16 protein-coding genes are annotated in these 19,040 nt (G+C 72.7%); 11 read left to right on the forward strand and 5 right to left on the reverse strand.

Features of this window, described 5'->3' with window-relative positions; translation table 11 throughout:
• Positions 1–72: 72 nt before the first annotated feature.
• Positions 73–969, forward strand: coding sequence for a LysR family transcriptional regulator (locus tag MUB56_RS11610; RefSeq protein ID WP_244932049.1), 897 nt, complete (start codon positions 73–75; stop codon positions 967–969).
• On the opposite strand, the gene MUB56_RS11615 is transcribed toward MUB56_RS11610, so the two are convergent.
• A complete protein-coding gene (locus tag MUB56_RS11615) occupies positions 966–2,303 on the reverse strand; it encodes a PLP-dependent aminotransferase family protein (protein ID WP_244932050.1) in 1,338 nt (445 codons plus the stop codon). The genes MUB56_RS11610 and MUB56_RS11615 overlap by 4 nt on opposite strands.
• A 68-nt stretch (positions 2,304–2,371) precedes the next feature.
• Here MUB56_RS11615 and MUB56_RS11620 point away from each other — a divergent pair, with 68 nt between their 5' ends.
• From MUB56_RS11620 to rodA, 7 genes are all read left to right on the forward strand, one after another.
• Positions 2,372–3,079 (forward strand): pyridoxamine 5'-phosphate oxidase family protein, encoded by a 708-nt coding sequence (locus tag MUB56_RS11620; protein ID WP_244932051.1) that lies wholly within the window; start codon positions 2,372–2,374, stop codon positions 3,077–3,079.
• Between the two features lie 9 nt (positions 3,080–3,088).
• Complete coding sequence (gene ndk, locus MUB56_RS11625) at positions 3,089–3,496, forward strand: nucleoside-diphosphate kinase (protein ID WP_244932052.1); 408 nt, start codon at positions 3,089–3,091, stop codon at positions 3,494–3,496.
• A gap of 259 nt (positions 3,497–3,755) precedes the next feature.
• Positions 3,756–4,784 (forward strand): rod shape-determining protein, encoded by a 1,029-nt coding sequence (locus MUB56_RS11630; protein WP_244932388.1) that lies wholly within the window; start codon positions 3,756–3,758, stop codon positions 4,782–4,784.
• Positions 4,784–5,707: a rod shape-determining protein MreC gene (mreC, locus tag MUB56_RS11635; RefSeq protein ID WP_244932053.1), complete on the forward strand. Its 924-nt coding sequence runs from the start codon at positions 4,784–4,786 to the stop codon at positions 5,705–5,707. The genes MUB56_RS11630 and mreC overlap by 1 nt, the downstream gene beginning before the upstream one ends.
• Positions 5,704–6,219, forward strand: a complete 516-nt coding sequence (mreD, locus tag MUB56_RS11640) for a rod shape-determining protein MreD (RefSeq protein ID WP_244932054.1) — start codon at positions 5,704–5,706, stop codon at positions 6,217–6,219. Before mreC ends, mreD begins: the two co-directional genes overlap by 4 nt.
• Positions 6,220–6,229: 10 nt before the next feature.
• On the forward strand, positions 6,230–8,362 hold the full coding sequence (gene mrdA, locus MUB56_RS11645; protein WP_244932055.1) for a penicillin-binding protein 2: 2,133 nt from the start codon (positions 6,230–6,232) through the stop codon (positions 8,360–8,362).
• A complete protein-coding gene (rodA, locus tag MUB56_RS11650) occupies positions 8,362–9,540 on the forward strand; it encodes a rod shape-determining protein RodA (protein WP_244932056.1) in 1,179 nt (392 codons plus the stop codon). The genes mrdA and rodA overlap by 1 nt, the downstream gene beginning before the upstream one ends.
• Before the next feature lie 82 nt (positions 9,541–9,622).
• On the opposite strand, the gene MUB56_RS11655 is transcribed toward rodA, so the two are convergent.
• Together MUB56_RS11655 and MUB56_RS11660 are read right to left on the reverse strand one after the other, a co-directional pair.
• Positions 9,623–10,744: an ionic transporter y4hA gene (locus tag MUB56_RS11655; RefSeq protein WP_244932057.1), complete on the reverse strand. Its 1,122-nt coding sequence runs from the start codon at positions 10,742–10,744 to the stop codon at positions 9,623–9,625.
• A gap of 143 nt (positions 10,745–10,887) precedes the next feature.
• Positions 10,888–12,375, reverse strand: a complete 1,488-nt coding sequence (locus MUB56_RS11660; RefSeq protein ID WP_244932058.1) for a carboxypeptidase-like regulatory domain-containing protein — start codon at positions 12,373–12,375, stop codon at positions 10,888–10,890.
• A gap of 244 nt (positions 12,376–12,619) precedes the next feature.
• Between MUB56_RS11660 and MUB56_RS11665 the strand changes: the two genes are divergently transcribed.
• Positions 12,620–14,590: a TIGR03960 family B12-binding radical SAM protein gene (locus MUB56_RS11665; RefSeq protein WP_244932059.1), complete on the forward strand. Its 1,971-nt coding sequence runs from the start codon at positions 12,620–12,622 to the stop codon at positions 14,588–14,590.
• 89 nt (positions 14,591–14,679) lie between these two features.
• Here the strand turns inward: MUB56_RS11665 and MUB56_RS11670 are convergent, their stop codons facing one another.
• The gene (locus MUB56_RS11670) at positions 14,680–15,522 is read right to left on the reverse strand and encodes a DUF4190 domain-containing protein (RefSeq protein WP_244932060.1); all 843 of its coding nucleotides are present in this window, start codon (positions 15,520–15,522) and stop codon (positions 14,680–14,682) included.
• Positions 15,519–16,769, reverse strand: a complete 1,251-nt coding sequence (locus MUB56_RS11675) for an MFS transporter (protein WP_244932061.1) — start codon at positions 16,767–16,769, stop codon at positions 15,519–15,521. The genes MUB56_RS11670 and MUB56_RS11675 overlap by 4 nt, the downstream gene beginning before the upstream one ends.
• 46 nt (positions 16,770–16,815) lie before the next feature.
• Here MUB56_RS11675 and MUB56_RS11680 point away from each other — a divergent pair, with 46 nt between their 5' ends.
• Together MUB56_RS11680 and MUB56_RS11685 are read left to right on the forward strand one after the other, a co-directional pair.
• Complete coding sequence (locus MUB56_RS11680; RefSeq protein WP_244932062.1) at positions 16,816–18,000, forward strand: winged helix DNA-binding domain-containing protein; 1,185 nt, start codon at positions 16,816–16,818, stop codon at positions 17,998–18,000.
• A 9-nt stretch (positions 18,001–18,009) separates the two neighbouring features.
• Positions 18,010–18,723 (forward strand): TIGR03936 family radical SAM-associated protein, encoded by a 714-nt coding sequence (locus MUB56_RS11685; RefSeq protein ID WP_244932063.1) that lies wholly within the window; start codon positions 18,010–18,012, stop codon positions 18,721–18,723.
• Positions 18,724–19,040 lie beyond the last annotated feature (317 nt).

Below are 19,040 nucleotides of genomic sequence, written 5' to 3' on the forward strand. Positions count from 1 at the left end.
GCATGGAGGGCGCCACGGTTCATAGGTAGGCTGCGATTGCCGGTAGTGCCCATTAGTGGGTCTAATGGCACGGTGGATCCTCGCCGCGTCCTCCTCTTCCGCGCCGTCGCCCGCTCCGGCTCGCTGAGCGCCGCCGCCCGCGACCTCGGCACGACCCAGTCGGCGGTCAGCCAGCAGCTGCGCCAGCTCGAGCGGGAGGTCGGCGGCCCGCTGCTGGTGCGCACCACCCGCGGCACCACCCTCACCGAGGCCGGCACGGCCCTGCTCGCCCGCGCCGACGTCGTCCACAGCGCGCTGCACCACGCCGAGGAGGAGCTCGGGGCACTGGCCGACCTGCGCGCCGGCACCGTCCGGCTCGCGGCCTTCCCCTCGGCCGCCGCCACCCTGGTGCCGCCGGCCGTGCGGGCGCTGCACCGAGATCACGCCGGCGTCCAGGTGACGCTCGTCGAGACCGAGCCTCCCGAGGCATGGGCGGCCGTGCTCGCAGGCGAGGTGGACGTCGCCCTGGTCTTCGCCTACGACGGGCCGCCCGTCGACGACGGGTCGCTGGCCTGGGTTCCGCTGCACGTGGAACCGATGCACCTCGTGCTCCCCATCGCGGGCAGTGCGCCCGCCCGGGTCGGCACCGACTGGCTCGCCGAGCAGGGGTGGGTGGCCGGCTGCGAGCGCTGTCGGCAGCACCTGCTGGCCTGCTGCCGGGCGGCCGGCTTCGAGCCCCGCCTGCTGCACGAGAGCGACGACTACGTGGTGGTGCAGAACCTGGTCGCCCACGGGCTCGGGGTCACCGTGCTCCCCGACCTGGCCCTGCGCGCCTTCCGCCACCCCGAGGTCGACGTCCGCCGCTCGCGCGCGTTCGGCGAGCGGCACGTCGGGATGGTGCACCGGTCCGGTGCCGACGGGGTGCCGGCGATCCGTGCCCTGATGGAGCGGCTGCAGGCCGGCGTGACGGCCCGGCGGTCCTCGTCCTAGTCGGCGTCCAGCCCGCGCACGAGCGCGGCCAGGGCGGCGTCCAGCTCGACGTCGGTGCAGCCGCCGAAGCCGATGATCAGCCCGTGCCGCACCTCGCTGCGGCAGTAGTCGGCCAGCAGCGGCACGTCGAAGCCGGCGCTCCGGGCCGCCTCGAAGGCCCGGCGGGTCGCGTCGGGCGACAGCTCGACGGTCGCGTACATCCCGGCGACCGGCCCCCGCGGCAGGGCGTACGGCGCCAACGCACCCGCCACCCGCGCCGCCCGGTCGGCGTACACCCGGCGAGCGGAGCGGACCACCTTGTCGACGTACCCGTCGCGGAGCAGGGAGAGGAAGGCGCGCTGTACCGGCCAGGACGCGGTGTCGTGGGTGACCCGGCGGGTCCGATCGACCGCGTCGAGGACGGCGGGCGGCGGGACCAGCCAGCCCAGCCGCATGCTCGGCGCGACCGACTTGCTCGCCGTGCCGAGGTAGGCGACCCGGTCGCGGTCGAGGCTGGCCAGCGCCGGCACCGGTGCGACGTCGTAGCGGAACTCCGAGTCGTAGTCGTCCTCGACCACCACCGCCCCGGCCGCGCGGGCGGCGTCGAGGAGGCCCAGCCGCGAGCTGCCGGGCATGGTCGGGCCGAGCGGGTGCTGGTGGGCGGGGGTGACGTACGCCGCCGCGCAGCCGGCCAGGTCGGTCACCGGCTCGAGGGCAGGCAGGTCGCGGACCTCGCGCCCCGCCAGTCGCACCGTGGCGACCGCCGACCGGTAGCCCGGATCCTCGACCGCCACCGCGCCCGGCGGCAGCTCGCCGAGCAGGTGCCGCAGGCCGTCGGTCGTGCCCGCGGTGACCAGCACCTCGTCGGGGTCGCAGTCCAGGCCGCGGGTCCGGCCCAGCCGGGCGGCGAGCTCGGCCCGCAGCTCGGGGAGCCCGCGCGGGTCGTCGTACCCCCGTGGCGCGCGGGCGCTCGCCACGTCGCGCCAGGCCCGGCGCCAGGAGGCGGCGTACCGCGGGTCGATCCAGGGCGTGCCGGCATCGAGGCGGACCAGGCCGGCGTCCGCCGGCGGGGGAGTACGACGGGCGGGTGCCGGTCGGGCCAGTGGGCTCCCGGCGGACACGAACGTGCCGCTGCCGTGACGGCCCTCCAGCCAACCCTCCGCGACCAGCTGGCCGTAGGCCTGCTCGGTGACGGCCCGGGCGACGCCCAGGTCGGCCGCGAGAGCCCGGCTGCTCGGGAGCCGGTCGCCGGCGACGAGCCGGCCGTCGGTGACCCGGCGACGGATGTGGTCGGCCAGCTGGGCGCCGAGCGGGCGCGGGTCGCCCCGGTCCAGGGAGACGGCGAGGGCGGTCACGAGTGTCCTGTTCAATCGCTTGTTGATTGGCCCGTGCATGCAGGCCACTTCTCGACCAGCCTAGGACCATGACGACCACCCCGACCATGACGACCACCCCGACCAGGCCGCTGTCCCCGACCGACCGCACGACCGTGACCCGCGGCCGCAACCGGATGGTGACCGACCGAGAGGAACTGCACCGGTTCCTCGCCGACGCCCTGGTCGCGCACGTCGGGGTGGTCGTGGGCGAGCACCCGCTGGTGCTCCCCACCGCCTTCGCGATCGACCCCGACGGTCCCGACGAGGGCGGCAGCCTCTACGTCCACGGCTCGGTGGCCGCCGGCTGGCTCCGGCAGGCCGTGGGTGCCACGGTCTGCGTGACGGTCACCGAGGTGGACGGTCTGGTGGCGGGCCGCTCGGCGTTCCACCACTCGATGAACTACCGCTCCGCGGTCGTCATCGGCGCCGCGCGGGTCGTCGAGGACGAGTCGGAGCGGGCCCGGGCGCTGGACCTGATCGTCGACCACATGATCCCGGGCCGGGCGGCCACGCTCCGGGCCAGCACCCGCAAGGAGCTCGCCGCGACCGCGGTGCTCGCCGTACCCCTGCACGAGGCGTCGATGAAGGCGCGGGCGGGCGGTCCGGTCGACGAGCCGGCCGATGTCGAGGCGGGGGTGTGGGGCGGTCACATCCCGCTGCGCCACGTCTCGGCCGGGCCGGTGTCGGGGGAGGACTCGCACGGCCGGGTGCCCGATGACGTGACCCGGCGCGCGGCGTCGTACCCGCCTGGATAGGGTCCGGGCATGACCCAGCGCACCCTGGTCCTGCTCAAGCCCGACACCGTCAAGCGCGGTCTGGTGGGAGAGGTCCTCTCCCGATTCGAGGCCAAGGGCCTGACGATCGTCGCGATGGAGCACCGGCTCATCGACGCCGCGACGGCCGACCAGCACTACGTCGAGCACGTCGAGCGCGACTTCTACCCGCCGCTGCGCGACTTCGTGACCAGCGGCCCGCTCGTCGCCCTGGTCCTCGAGGGCGACTCGGCCGTCGAGGTCGTCCGTGCGATCAACGGCGCCACCGACGGCCGCAAGGCCGCCCCCGGCACCATCCGCGGCGACCTCTCCCTCTCCAACCGCGAGAACCTCGTGCACGGCTCGGACTCCGAGGAGTCGGCCCGGCGCGAGATCGCCATCTGGTTCCCCCACCTCTGAAGCCGAGTGCCGAGTCAGCACTACTGGTGCTGACTCGGCCCGCTACTTCTGCTGACTCGGCGGAGCTGGGGTCCGGTGGGAGTCACACGGGTCACGGGAGTCACAGGGGTCTCGGCGTGGCGTCCCGGAACCGGCCGCGCTGAAACCTAGGCTCGCTCGCAGGGTCGATCCGTCGCGAGCGTGCCAGCACGAGGTGCGTCACGTGCAGGGAAGGCCTCACTTCCCCGACGTACGACGCACCCCCTGCGAGGCATCCGGCATGGCGAACAGCTTCTTCGGCCGCGACATGGCCGTCGACCTCGGCACCGCCAACACGCTCGTGTACGTCCGCGGCAAGGGCGTGCTGCTCGACGAGCCCAGCGTCGTCGCCCTCAACGACAGCACCGGCGAGATCCTCGCGGTCGGCCACGAGGCGAAGCGGATGATCGGCCGCACGCCCGACAACATCGCCGCCATCCGGCCACTCAAGGACGGCGTGATCGCCGACTTCGAGGCGACCGAGCAGATGCTGCGCTACTTCATCCAGCAGGTGCACCGCCGACGCTACTTCGCCAAGCCGCGGATGGTCATCTGCGTCCCGAGCGGCATCACCGCCGTCGAGCAGCGCGCGGTCAAGGAGGCCGGCTACCAGGCCGGCGCCCGCCGGGTCTACATCATCGAGGAGCCGATGGCCGCCGCGATCGGCGCCGGGCTCCCCGTTCACCAGGCCACCGGCAACATGGTCGTCGACATCGGCGGCGGCACCACCGAGGTCGCGGTCATCTCCCTCGGGGGCATCGTCACCAGCCTCTCGATCCGCACGGCCGGCGACGACCTGGACCAGGCGATCGTCGCGTGGATGAAGAAGGAGTACTCCCTGATGCTCGGCGAGCGCACCGCCGAGGAGGTCAAGATGACCCTCGGCTCGGCGTTCCCGCTGCCCGACGAGCCCGAGGCCGAGATCCGCGGTCGCGACATGATCTCCGGACTCCCGCGCACCGTCGTGGTCTCCAGCGCCGAGGTCCGCCAGGCCCTCGAGGAACCGCTGCACGCGATCGTCGACGCCGTCCGCGCGACCCTCGACCAGACCCCGCCCGAGCTCGCCGGCGACATCATGGACCGCGGCATCGTGCTGACCGGCGGCGGCGCCCTGCTGCGCGGTCTCGACGAGCGGCTGCGTCACGAGACCGGCATGCCCGTGCACATCGCGGAGGACCCGCTGACCTCGGTCGCCCAGGGTGCCGGCCGCTGCGTCGAGGAGTTCGAGGCGCTCCAGCAGGTGCTGGTCTCGGAGCCGAGGCGTTTCTGATGGCGACCGAGAAGCGCTGGCGCAGCACGGACCGGCTCGACGGCGACCGCCGTCGACCGCCGACGTCGCTGGTGGTCGCGCTGGTGCTCGCCTGCCTGAGCCTGATGACCCTCGACGTCCGCGGTGGTGACGACTCCCCGGTGGAGGGTGCCCGCCGGGTGGTCGGGGAGGTCCTCGGCCCGGTCGAGAGCGGCACCACCGGCGTGCTGCGACCCTTCACCGCGGTGCCCGAGTGGTTCCGCACCCGCGACGGAATGCAGGACGAGATCTCCGACCTCGAGGCCGAGAACGCCCGCCTGCGCGCCGAGGCGAACCGGGCCGACTACGACCGCAACCGCCTCCAGGAGTACGACGGCCTCACGGCCGCCGCGTCCGACCTCGGCTTCGCGCTGGTGCCGGCCCGGGTGGTCGGTCTCGGCGCCTCCCAGTCGTTCTCCGACACCGTCACCATCGACGCCGGCTCGGACTCCGGGCTGCGCGCCGACATGACGGTGCTCAACGACGACGGCCTGGTCGGCCGGATCCTGCGCGTCACCCGCACGACCTCGACCGTGCTGCTCCTCGTCGACGCCGACTCGGTGGTCGGCGGCCGGATCGGCCGCAGCATGCAGGTCGGCTTCCTGCACGGCCGCGGCTCGATCGGCGACGACGCGCGCCTCGACCTCGAGCTGGTCGACGAGTCCGTGGTCCCCGCCGAGGGCGACTCGGTCGTCACCTGGGGCAGCGAGGGCGGCGCGCCGTACGTCGCCGGCGTCCCCGTCGGCCAGGTCACCACCGTCTACTCCAACCTCCGCGACTCCTCCCAGCGCGCCGTCATCGAGCCGTACGTCGACTTCGGCTCGCTCGACGTCGTGGGCGTCGTCGTCCCTTCCGGCAGCGGCAGTGACCGCGCCGTGATCGAGGCCGACGGGAGCTTGAAGTGAACACCGTCCGCGGCCTGGTCGCCTTCGGCGCGGTCACGCTCGCGCTGATCCTCCAGGTCACCCTGTTCCCGCACCTGGCCTGGGCGGGCGTGGTGCCCAACCTGTGCCTGCTGGTCGTGGTCGGCTCCGCGCTGGTGCGCGGCACCCAGTTCGCGATGCTGCTCGGCTTCGGCGCCGGCGTGCTGCTCGACCTGGCCCCGCCCGCCGACCACATCGCCGGCCGCTGGGCCCTCGCGCTCGTCCTCGTCGGGTACGTCGCCGGGCGGATGCGCCCCGACGTACGCCCCACCGCCTCCACCGTGGTCGCCACCGTCGCCGCCTGCTCGTTCGTCGGCACCTCGGTCTTCGCCATCTCGGGGCTGGTGCTGCGCGACACCTCGGCCGGCGTCGGTGAGCTGCTCGGGGTGATCGGCATCGCCGTGGTGTGGGACGTGCTGCTCACGCCGCTCGTGCTGCCGCTGGTGACCGCGCTGTTCCACCGCCTGGAGCCCGACCGGGCCTACGCCCGATGAGGGCTCGCTGATGGCCGCCTCCGCGGAGGGGTCGCGCCGCAGCCGGCTCCGGCTGCTGGTGGTCCAGGCCCTGGTCTTCTCGCTCTTCGCGACCCTGCTCGTGCGCCTGTACTACCTGCAGGTCGTCACCGGTGACGAGTACACCGCCCAGGCGGCGTCGCAGTCGGTCCGCGAGGTCGTGGTGCAGCCGCAGCGCGGGCTGATCGTCGACGCCCAGGGCCGGCCGCTGGTCACCAACCGCACCTCCTGGGTGGTCTCGGTCGACCGCACGATGCTCGGCCGGATGAGCGAGGAGCGCCAGCAGCAGCTGCTCGAGCGCCTCTCCGACGTCGTGGGCGTCCGGACCGTCCGGATGGAGCGGGCGCTGGTCAACTGCGGCGACGAGGGCTCGGTCGTGGGGGAGTGCTGGAACGGCTCGCCGTACCAACCGGTCCCGGTCGCCACCGACGTCGCGCAGGACATCGCGCTGCGGGTGCTCGAGCAGCCCGAGGACTTCCCGGCCGTGCTGGCCGAGCAGCAGACCGTGCGCTCCTACCCGCGGCCGTTCGGGATCAACCTGGCTCACGTCCTCGGCTACCTCAGCCCGATCACCGAGGAGGAGTACGACCAGGCGGAGTCCGACGAGGACGCCTCGCTCAACGGCGCCTCGACGGTCGGCCGCGCCGGCGTCGAGCAGCAGTACGACGCGTGGCTGCGCGGCATGCCCGGCTACCAGCGGGTGGCCGTCGACTCGATGGGCCGGGTGCTCGGCGACGACAGCGAGGTCGAGGCGGAGCCCGGCAACACCCTGGTCACCTCGATCGACGCGAAGGTGCAGGGGGTCGTGGAGCAGCAGCTCGCCGACACCATCGCGCGGGCCCGCGCCACCCGCGACCCGGTCACCAAGCGCAACTACGTCGCCGACTCCGGGGCCGCGGTCGTGCTGGAGGCGAAGACCGGCCGGGTGGTGGCGATGGCCAGCCAGCCGACGTACGACCCCGAGGTCTGGGTGGGCGGCATCTCCAAGAAGCAGCTCGCGCGGCTCTACTCCGAGGACGCCGGCACCCCGCTGCTCGGGCGGGCGACCCAGGGCCAGTTCGCCCCCGGCTCGACGTGGAAGCCGTTCATGACCGCGGGCGCGCTGACCCACGGCTACTCCACCGACACCCGGCTGGCCTGCTCCTCGGGCTTCCAGGTCGGCAACCGCGTCTTCAAGAACTACGAGTCCGGCGCGTACGGCGTGATCGGCTTCGACAAGGCCCTCGAGGTCTCCTGCAACACCTTCTTCTACCGGGTCGGCTACGACTTCTGGCGTCGCCTGGGCTCCGACGTCGACGACGTGAACGCCAAGGACCCGCTGGTCAGCGAGGCCAAGAACTTCGGCTTCGGCTCCGAGACCGGCCTCGACCTGCCCGGCGAGGCCGCCGGCCGGATCGCCGACCGGAAGTGGAAGCTCGCGTACTACGAGTCCATGAAGGACTACTACTGCGGCATCTCCGGGAAGCCGCAGGACGGCAAGACCAGCGACTTCGTCTACAAGTTCGCCCGCGAGTTCTGCATCGAGGGCTTCGCCTACCGTGCCGGCGACGCGGTCAACTTCGCCATCGGCCAGGGCGACACGATCGTCACGCCGCTCCAGCTCGCCCGGGCGTACGGCGCCCTCGCCAACGGCGGCACGCTCTACGAGCCGCGGATCGGGAAGGCGGTCGTCGGCCCCGACGGCGAGGTGATCAAGAAGATCCGGCCGAAGAAGGCCGGCACGGTCGGGCTGCCCGAGAAGGTGATCTCCTACATCGACGAGGCCCTCCAGGGCGTCACCCGCCAGGGCACGATGTCGTGGAAGATGGTCGGCTTCCCGCTGGACGAGGTCCAGGTCCGGTCCAAGACCGGGTCGGCGGAGGTCTACGGCAAGCAGTCGACGTCGTGGGTCGCCTCCTACTCCGAGGACTACGTCGTCGTGATGATGGTCAGTCAGGGCGGCACCGGCTCCGGGACGAACGGCGAGGCGGTCCGCGCGATCTACGAGGCGCTGTACGGCGTCGCCGGCGACAAGGTCGTCCCCGGGAAGGCGGCCATCCCCGGCACCACCGCGCCGGCCGGGCTGCCGACGTTCACCGACGACGGCTCGATCGTGCCGCCGGCCGCGACGAGGAAGGGCGAGTGATGAGCACCTCCCGCGCACCGCGCATCGACTGGCTGCTGATGCTGGCCGTCCTCGGCCTGGTCACCCTCGGCACCCTGCTCGTCTGGTCGGCCACCTCGGCCCGCGACGACCTCACCGGCGGCGACCCGACGGCGTACCTGCGCAAGCACGTGGTCAACGTCGCCATCGGCCTGGTGCTGATGCTGGTCGTGGTCGCCGCCGATCACCGGTGGGTCCGGCTGGTCGCGCCCGTGGTCTATCTGGCCTCGGTCGCCGGCCTGGTGCTGGTGCTCACCATGGGTACGACGATCAACGGCTCCCAGTCGTGGCTGATGCTCGGCGGCCTGTCGATCCAGCCGGCGGAGTTCGCGAAGCTCGCCGTCGTGATCGGGATGGCCCTGGTGCTCGCCGAGCGCGCTGTGGGCCAGTGGCGGGCGCAGGTCGGGCTGACCGACGTGGTGCTGATGCTCGTGGTCGCCGGCGTCCCCGCGACGCTGATCATCCTGCAGCCCGACCTCGGCACCATGCTGGTGCTCAGCGCCACGGTCTTCGGCGTGCTGGGCGTCTCCGGGGCGCCGCGACGTTGGCTGGTGCTGCTGGCCGGCGGTGTGGTCACCGCCGCCGTGGCGGCCGTCTCCGCCGGGGTGCTGAAGGCCTACCAGGTCGACCGGTTCCTGGCCTTCACCAACCCCGACCTCGACCCGCAGGGCGCGGGCTACAACGTCGAGCAGGCCAAGACCGCGATCGGCAGCGGCGGCCTGTTCGGGCAGGGGCTCTTCGACGGCTCCCAGACGCGCTCGGGCTTCGTGCCGGAGCAGCACACCGACTTCATCTTCACCGTCGCCGGCGAGGAGCTCGGCCTGCTCGGCGCCGGCCTGCTGATCGCGCTGCTCGGCATCGTCCTGTGGCGGGCCCTGCTCATCGCGAGCCGCACCGACGACGTCTTCGGCCGGGTCGCCGCCGCCGGCATCGCCTGCTGGTTCGGCTTCCAGGCCTTTCAGAACATCGGGATGTGCCTGGGCATCATGCCGGTCACCGGCGTACCTCTGCCCTTCGTGTCGTACGGCGGCAGCTCGATGTTCGCCGGCATGCTCGCCGTCGGCCTGCTCCAGAACATCCACCTGCGCACCACCGCCCCCGCGCCCACCCGCTACACGATGGCCGAGCGGCGGCCGGTGCGGCTCGTCGGCTCGCGCTGACCGGCTCCCCGGACGTCATCCGGACGGAGCAACCGCTGGCTCTGTCCGAATGACGTCTGCCACCGCGCCCGTGGCTGGACGGTCAGGGCTGGACGGACATGAAGATGAACGCCGCCAGCAGGACCAGGTGCACCACGCCCTGCATCGCCTTGGCGCGACCCTGGGCGACGGTCAGGATGGAGACCGCGACCGTGAGCGCGAGCAGCACCAGATGGGTCGGCTGCAGGCCCAGCTCGAGCGGGCCGTCGAGCCAGATCGAGGCGATCGCGATGGTCGGGATGGTCAGGCCGATGGAGGCCATCGCGGAGCCGTAGGCGAGGTTGAGGCTGATCTGGACCCGGTCCCGACGGGCGTTGCGGACCGCGGCGATCGACTCGGGGGCCAGCACGAGCAGGGCGATCACGACGCCGACGACGCCGTACGGGAAACCGAGGCCCTTCACGCCGTCCTCGATGGTGGGGGAGAGGAGCTTGGCCAACCCCACCACCGCGACCAGCGCGACCACCAGCAGCCCCAGGCTGAGCCAGGCCTCGCGGGCCGGCGGCGGGTCGGCGTGGCCGTCGGCGTCCTCGTCGAGCAGGCCGGTGACCCGGCCGTACTCGTCGCTGCTGACCGGCAGGAAGAAGTCGCGGTGGCGGACGGTCTGGGTGAACACGAACGCGCCGTACAGCACGAGCGAGGCGACGGCGGCGAAGGCGAGCTGCGAGCCGGAGTACTGCAGCCCGTGCGCCGAGGTGGTGAAGCTCGGCAGCACCAGCGTCACGCCGGCCAGCAGCACCACGGTGGACAGCGCGGAGCCGGTGCCCGAGGCGTTGAAGCTCACCAGGTGGTGCCGCAGCGCGCCGACGAGCAGCGCGATGCCTACGATGCCGTTGAGGGTGATCATCACGGCCGCGAAGACCGTGTCGCGCGCGTAGGTGCTGGTGCCCTCGCCGCCGCTGGTCATCAGCATCACGATCAGCCCGACCTCGATGACGGTGACCGCCACGGCGAGGATCAGCGACCCGAAGGGCTCGCCGACCCGGTGCGCGACGACCTCGGCGTGGTGGACCGAGGCGAGCACCGCGCCGACCAGGAACACCCCGATCAGCGCCAGCACGGCGGGGTTCTCGTGGTTGACCCAGGTGGCCGCCAGCAGCACGATCGCCACGACCGGGACGGCCACCGTCCACTGGAACCTGCCTCGAACGGCCGCGGTGCTCATGGTGGAACCCTACGGACGACCCGTCGCCTCCGAGCCGACCGGGCAGTACGCCGACCGGCCGGCCCGTCGGGGGGCGGGTCCCCGACGAACCGGCCGGCGTGATCGATCCGACGACAGGCGTCCGCAGCCGCGGACGCCCGGCGTTACCTGTTGTTCCTGGCGGCCAGCGCCCTCTTGACCTTGACCGTCGACGACCCGGAGACGAGGTCGCCGTACTTGTCGGTGGCGGTGACCGTGACCGTCAGCCTGCTCAACTTCGTGCCGATCCGCTTCTGGACCTTCTTGGTGACCTTGAGCGAGGCCCGGGTGCCGAGGACCTTCTTGCCCACCTTCCACGCGTAGCTGTAGGTGACGCCGGAGCGTCGGTTCCAGACGCCCCGGAAGACCGTCAGCTTCTTGTTCCCGACGAGCTTGCCCTGGACGAGCCTGCCCTTCACCACCGGCTTCCTGACCGCCCGGAGGACGTTGGTCAGCGTGATGGTGCGCACCGAGACGGACTTCCCGGACCCGACGGCGACCGCCTTGGCGGTGGCCAGCGACGTGCCGCCGCCGTAGTAGCCGGCGACGAAGCCGAACGACTCGGCCCCCAGGAAGCAGGTCGGGCAGTCGGGCGCGTTCTCCGGGACCTCGGTGTACCGCGAGCCCTCGGCGCGCACGTAGTAGTGGCCCGGGTCGATGTCGACGCTGAAGCTGCCGGCGGCGTCGGTGTAGCCGCGGGCGGCCACGTTGCCGTCGAGGTCGAAGACGGTGACGTCGGCCGTCCAGTTGGGGCCGGCCTTCGGGAGCTTGACGGTGCCGGTCACGCTGCCCTGCGTGTCCAGGACGGTCGTCGGCGCCGAGGCGGGAGCGGCGGAGCCGTAGGCCGCGACCGGGACGAAGGCCGCCTTGGTCTTGTCGCGGGTGTTGCCCGACCACTCGGCCACCCGGCCGGGTGCCTCGACGTGCAGGCGGACCGACCCGGTGACGTTGTACGCGGCGTAGGCGGCCGGGTCCGTGGCGCCGTGGATGTTCACGAAGGTGGCGGGGTCCGTGACCGTGAAGTAGTAACGGCCGTCGGCGTAGGTCACCGCATCCTTGATCCGGCGCCCGGCCGCGTCGTAGGCCAGGACCGTGGCGTTGGCGACGGGGATGCCGGCGCTGTCGGTGACCAGGCCGGTCAGGGCGGTGTGGGCCGGTGCCGGTACGGCGGCCTCGGGGACCACGGCGAGCGTCGGTGCCGCGACGTTCGTCCGCTCGGTCACGGTGACCGGGACGAAGGCGCTGGAGACGTGCTGGTAGGCGCTGGCCTGCACCAGCCACGCCCCGGAACGACTGGGGCCGTTGCGGTAGGCGATCACGTTGTTGGAGACCAGGCCGACGTACCGGCCGTGGCGGTCGGTCACGTAGCCCTGGTAGCCGACCTCCTCCTTGCCGCCGTAGCAGCCCTCCGCGTCCGCGGGGCCGCCGTCGTCGACCTTGTCGCACCAGTAGACGTTGACGTACGCGCCCGGCAGGGGGCGGCCCGCCGCACCGGTGACGGTGCCGATGACGTAGGCCCCATGGGAGTCGGCGCTCGCCGGCGTCCAGCTGCCCAGGAGGCTCACGGCGAGCGCGCCCGCCGCGGCCAGAGATGCGATCCGTGTGACTCTCATGCGTCTCCTTGCATCGTGTCGCGCCCGGGACGATGTGCCGACGGGTGACGATGGCAACTATCGGCGCACCGGAGAACGTTAGGTAAAGGACTAGGAGACATCCCCCGAATGGACTAGGTCGGCTAGTCCGAACGGGCTACTCGGCCGACAGTGGCCGGCGGTGTCCCCCTGCCGCGAAAGCGGCCCGACCCCGCTCCGGACGTTACGATGGCGGCTTCCCCGATCGCTTCTGTGAGGTCTCTCCATGCCCGCCCCTGAGTCCGTCTTCCCCCGGCTCGAGCCGCTGCTCCCGTCGGTCTCGAAGCCGATCCAGTACGTCGGCGGCGAGCTGAACTCGACCGTCAAGGAGTGGGACTGCGCGCCGGCCGGCGAGACGGTCCGCTGGGCGCTGATGTACCCCGACGCCTACGAGGTCGGCCTGCCCAACCAGGGCGTCCAGATCCTCTACGAGGTGCTCAACGAGCGGGACTGGATCGTCGCGGAGCGCACCTACTCGGTGTGGCCCGACATGGAGGCGGTCCTGCGCGCGGGCGACGAGCAGGGTCCGATCCCGCAGTTCACGGTCGACGCCCACCGCCCGGTGCGCGCCTTCGACGTCTTCGGCCTGAGCTTCTCCACCGAGCTCGGCTACACCAACATGCTCAACGCGCTCGACCTGGCCGGCATCCCGCTGCATGCCGCCGACCGCACCGACGAGGACCCGATCGTGCTCGCGGGCGGGCACGCCGCGTTCAACCCCGAGCCGGTCGCCGTCTTCCTCGACGCCGCCGTCCTCGGCGACGGCGAGGAGGTCGTGCTCGCGATCTCCGAGGTGGTCCGCGACTGGAAGGCCGAGGGTCGACCCGCCGGCGTCATGCCCACCCCCCGGGACGAGCTGCTGCGCCGGCTCGCCGTCAGCGGCAACATCTACGTCCCGCGCTTCCACGACGTGACGTACGCCGCCGACGGCTCCATCGAGGCCGTCGTCCCCAACGTTCCGGGCATCCCACACCGGGTGCGCAAGCACACCCTGATGGACCTCGACGCCTGGCCGTACCCCGCCAAGCCGCTGGTGCCGCTCGCCGAGACCGTGCATGAGCGGTTCTCCGTCGAGATCTTCCGCGGCTGCACGCGCGGCTGCCGGTTCTGCCAGGCCGGCATGATCACCCGCCCGGTCCGCGAGCGCTCGATCGAGACGATCGGCGACATGGTCGAGAACGGCATTCGCAAGTCCGGCTTCGAGGAGGTCGGGCTGCTCTCGCTCTCCAGCGCCGACCACACCGAGATCGGCGAGATCGCCAAGGGCCTGGCCGACCGCTACGACGGCTCCAACGTCTCGCTGTCGCTGCCCTCGACCCGGGTCGACGCCTTCAACATCACCCTGGCCAACGAGTTCTCCCGCAACGGCCGGCGCTCCGGCCTGACCTTCGCGCCCGAGGGCGGCTCGGAGCGGATGCGCAAGGTGATCAACAAGATGGTCACCGAAGAGGACCTGATCCGCACCGTCGCGACGGCGTACTCCCACGGCTGGCGGCAGGTGAAGCTCTACTTCATGGTCGGGCTGCCCACCGAGACCGACGAGGACGTGCTGCAGATCGCCGAGCTGGCGAAGAAGGTCATCGCCAAGGGCCGCGAGGTCTCCGGGCGCAACGACATCCGCTGCACGGTCTCCATCGGTGGCTTCGTGCCCAAGCCGCACACGCCGTTCCAGTGGGCCGCCCAGCTCGACGTCGAGACCACCGACTCGCGGCTCAAGCAGCTGCGCGACACGGTGCGCGAGGACAAGAAGTACGGCCGGGCCATCGGGTTCCGCTACCACGACGGCAAGCCCGGGATCATCGAGGGACTGCTCTCGCGCGGGGACCGGCGGGTCGGCGCGGTCATCGAGCAGGTCTGGCGCGACGGCGGCCGCTTCGACGGCTGGAGCGAGCACTTCTCCTACGACCGCTGGATCGCGGCCACCGAGCAGGCGCTGGCCGGCACGGGCGTCGATCTCGACTGGTACACCACCCGCGAGCGGGCGTACGACGAGGTGCTGCCCTGGGACCACCTCGACTCGGGCCTCGACAAGGACTGGCTCTGGGCCGACTGGGAGGACGCCGTCAACCCCGACTCGATCGACGTCGAGGACTGCCGTTGGACGCCCTGCTACGACTGCGGCGTCTGCCCGGAGATGAACACCGAGATCCAGGTCGGCCCCACCGGCAAGCAGCTGCTGCCGCTCAGCGTGGTCTGAGGCCGGCCAGCACCCGTCGAGTGACATGAAGTGGCCCCCGGAGAAGCATCTCCAGGGGCCACTTCATGTCACTCGACGGGGCGGGGGCCTCAGCCCAGCCTCTCCGTGAGCTTGCTGCCGTCGATGCGGACCGCGACGCAGGCGACGGCGTCGCCGACCTCCGGTGAGGTGTCCTGGGTCAGGCCGTAGATCGCGAAGCCGTCCGGGTTCAGGGTGTCGAGCAGGTCGGGGTCGACCAGGGCGCTGCAGTCGATGCCGGAGCTGGCGGACCCGGCCTGCTCGGTGGTGATCTCGGAGGTGGCGACAACCTCGCCGTCGTGCTCCTCGCTGCAGGAGACCTTGTCGATGAGCCCGATGCTCTTGGAGTCGGCGTCGGTGAGCTCGTCGGCGTTGATGCACTGCCCGGTCTCGAGGTTGTCGATCGACTGCTCCTCGGCGAGGACCACCAGGCCCACGATGCCCAGGGCCGACACGGCCATCATCACGATGCTGACGATGATGGCGGCGACCGCCAGGCCCTTGCCGTGGTTGCGGCCGTCCTTGCCGCGCACCAGGACGACGATCGCCAGCGCGATCGAGACCAGGCCGGCGACGAAGGTGCAGGCCAGGAAGGACAGCACCAGCGCGGCGATGGCCAGGCCCTTCGACGGCTGGTTCGCGCCGTTGCCGGCCGGACCGGTCGGGAAGGCGGACCCGCCGTACGGGTTGCCGTACGGCGGGGGCTGCTGCGGTGCGCCGTACGCCGGGGGCTGCTGGGGTGCGCCGTACGTCGGGGGCTGTTGGGGTGCGCCGTACGCCGGGGGCTGCTGCGGTGCGCCGTACGGCGGGGGCGGCGGCTGTGGTGCACCGTAGGCCGGCGGCAGCGGAGGCGGTGTCGCGCCCTGCTCCTCCGGCGGCTCGGGGGTGCCGGGGTACTGCGGGGGCTGGGTCACGAGTCCTCCGAACGTGGGGTGGGCGAGTGAACGCTACCGCCCACCGCAGCCGGTGTCGGGAGCCCGGCCCCCGGTGCGAGCTCGTCCTCGATGTAGCGCGGCCGGGCCAGGCGGAGTCCGACGGCCAGTTGGGGCACGGTCAGCGCGGTCAGCACCAGCAGCGGGATCGTCCAGCCGCCGCTGAGGTCGTGCAGCAGGCCGATGCCGAACGGACCGATGCCGGCGATCAGGTAGCCCGTCGCCTGCGTGAAGGCGGAGAGGGCCGCGGTGCCCTCGGCGGTCCGCGAGCGCAGGCCGATCAGGGTCAGGACGAGCGGGAAGGTGACGGTGCCGATGCCGACCAACACCGCCGCCGGCACCGCCAGATCGTGCGGCGACAGGAGGAGCAACAGGTAGCCGAGCGGGTAGCAGCCCATCACCGCCACCAGCATCGGCCGCGGGTCGCGACTGCGGCCCAGCATCGAGGGCAGCCACAGCGAGAACGGGATCGCGGTCGCGGCGAGCAGCCCGACCAGGATCCCGGCGGTCGCCGCCGAGTAGCCGCTGTCGCGCCACAGGGTCGCGAACCAGCCGAAGACGGCGTACGCCTGCAGGGACTGGAGCCCGAAGAAGCACGCCATCGCCCAACCGAGCCGGGTGCGGCCGACGTCGACGAACCCGATCCGCCGCGGGGCCGGCTCGAGCGCTCGGTCGCGCGCGGCCAGGCCGATCCAGGGCAGGACGGCCAGCAGGGCGAGCACCGCCCAGGTGCCGAGCCCGGCGCGCCAGCCGCCGAAGGCGTCGGTGATCGGCACGGTGAGCACCAGCGCGGCGGTGAGGCCGACCGACAGCACCGTGGTGTACAGCGCGGTGAGCGGGCCGACCCGGTCCGGGTAGTGCAGCTTGACCAGGGAGGGCAGCAGCACGTTCGCCACCGCCATCCCGGCCAGGGCCAGCCCCGAGAGCGCCAGGAAGACCGGCTCGCTCGAGGTCGCCGTACGCCCGGCGAGGCCGCCGACCAGGGCCAGGAGGGCGACGAGCGTCGTCCGGTGCACCCCGATCCGGCGGGCCGCGGCCGGCGCCAGGGCGCCGAAGCAGGCGAAGGCGAGGACGGGGAGCGAGGTCAGCAGTCCGGCAGCGGCCGGGGACATCCCCAGAGCGGCGCGCAGCTCGTCGAGGATCGGCCCGATGCTCACCGCCGCCGGGCGGAGGTTGAGGGAGAGGAGGACCAGTCCCACCAGGAACAGAGGGGCGGTACGACGGGTCACCCACCCGATGCTGCCACTGGCCCGTGCCGCCGGTGATGATGGGTCCGTGCGGCACCTCCCCGACAGCGAGCGCCGGGCCCGGCTGGCCCGCCGGCACGGGCTCGCACCCGCGCACCGGCACCCGGACGTCCTGGCCGCCACGCGCGCGATGACGGTGCTGCACGCGACCGAGGCGCCGTCGGTCCACCTGTCCCTGCACGCCCGGGTCGACGGGCTGAGCATCGCCGACGTCGACCGCGCGCTGTACGACGACCGCTCGCTGGTCAAGCAGCTCGCGATGCGGCGGACCCTGTTCGTCTTCCCGCGCGACCTGCTGCCGGCGGCGTGGGGGAGCGCCTCGGCGCGCGTCGCCCGGGCGCTCGGGACCCGCCTCGCGAAGGACGCAGAGGCCGGCGGTCTGGCCGAGGACGGCGCGGCCTGGCTCGACGCGGCCCGGGCTGCGACCCTGGCCCGGCTCGCCGACGGTGCCGAGCTCTCCGCCGCGGAGCTGCGCGAGCAGATCCCCGAGCTGGCCGGTCGGGTCGACCTGGGCAGCGGGCGGTGGGGACAATCGGTCCCCGTCGCGCCCCGGGTCCTCGGGCAGCTGGGTGTCGAGGGCCGGATCGTGCGCGGTCGCAACGCCACCCACTGGCGCACCGCGCGGCCGCAGTGGACCTCGATGGCGGCCTGGCTCGGCGAGGTTCCCGACCCGCTGCCCGAGGCCGAGGGGTACGCCGAGCTGGTCCGGCGCTGGCTGCGCACCTTCGGCCCCGGCACCGAGGCCGACCTGGTCTGGTGGCTCGGCTCGACCAAGACCGCCGTACGCTGCGCCCTCGTCGACGTCGCCGCCGTCGAGGTCGCGCTCGACGGCGGCGCGACCGGCTGGGTGCTGGCCGACGACGTCGACGCCGAGCCCGAGGTCGAGGTCGAGCCCTGGGCGGCGCTGCTGCCGGTCCTGGACCCGACGGTGATGGGGTGGAAGGGCCGTGACTTCTACCTCGGCGAGCACGGACCGCAGCTGTTCGACGCCAACGGCAACGCCGGCACCACCGCCTGGTGGGACGGCCGGGTGGTGGGCTGCTGGGTGCAGGACGGCGACGGGGTGGTCGTCGTACGGCTGCTGGAGGAGGTGCCCGCCGACGCCCGGGCCGCGCTCGAGGTCGAGGCGGAGCGGCTGACCGCCTGGCTGGCGGGCCACCGGGTGAGCACGGTGTACCCGTCGATGGCGATGAAGCAGGCCTCCGGGCCGTAGGGTTGGCCGGTGCGCGAGCAACCCGAGCAGCAGGCCCCGCCGGTCCAACGACTCCGGATCCGGTACGCCAAGCGCGGCCGGCTCCGGTTCACCAGCCACCGCGACTTCAGCCGCGCCTTCGAGCGCGCGATCTTCCGCGCCCGGCTGCCGATGGCCTACTCGTCGGGCTTCAACCCGCACCCGCGGATCTCGTACGCCGGCGCCGCGCCGACCGGTTCGGCGAGCGAGGCCGAGTTCCTCGAGATCGGGCTCGCCCAGGTGGTCGACACCGCTGACGTGCACGCAGCGCTTGAGGAGGCGTTGCCCGACGGACTCGACGTGATCACCGTCGCGGTGTCGCCGGGCGGGTCGCTGAGCGACCTGCTGGAGGCGAGCCACTGGGTGCTCGACATCGACGCCGACCCGGCGGCCGCCGCTGCGGCGGTGGAGGCATTCCTCGCCGCGGAGTCCGTGAACGTCGAGCGGATGACGAAGAAGGGGCTGCGGGAGTTCGACTGCCGGGCAGCGGTGGTCCGCCTGGGCGCCGGCCCCCGCGACGGGGGAGCGCGGCTCGACCTGGTGCTGCGACACGGCGTCCCCTCCGTACGACCCGACGACGTGCTCTCCGGGCTGCGCTCGGCGGCCGGTCTGGACGCCGGCCGGGCACCCCTGCTGACCCGGGTCGCCCAGGGTCCGCTCGGCGCGGACGGCACCGTCGGCGACCCGCTGGGGATGTCGGGTTAGCGGACAATCACGACCTGTGTGCGATACTCGCCACGGTCGATGACGCGCGGAAGCCTCCGCCGGAACCGATCCGACGACGTTCTCGCCGGTCCCTGAGAGGGGGCGGCACGGCGGGTGCAGGTCGTCGCCAGACCGCGACGCGGCCCGGCAGACCTGGTGACAGCGGGTCCGCCACCGTCCCGGACAGGGGACAAGGCCCAGCGACCGCGGCAGGTGACGTATCGGCTCCCGGCGGCGCACATGCGGAGGGGGTCGCCGCCACCGCCAGGCTTTGCGCCGACGGCCCTGAGCTCGCGGGTCGCGGTGCACGACACCCG

This window comes from Nocardioides sp. W7, assembly GCF_022919075.1.
Taxonomy (GTDB): domain Bacteria; phylum Actinomycetota; class Actinomycetes; order Propionibacteriales; family Nocardioidaceae; genus Nocardioides.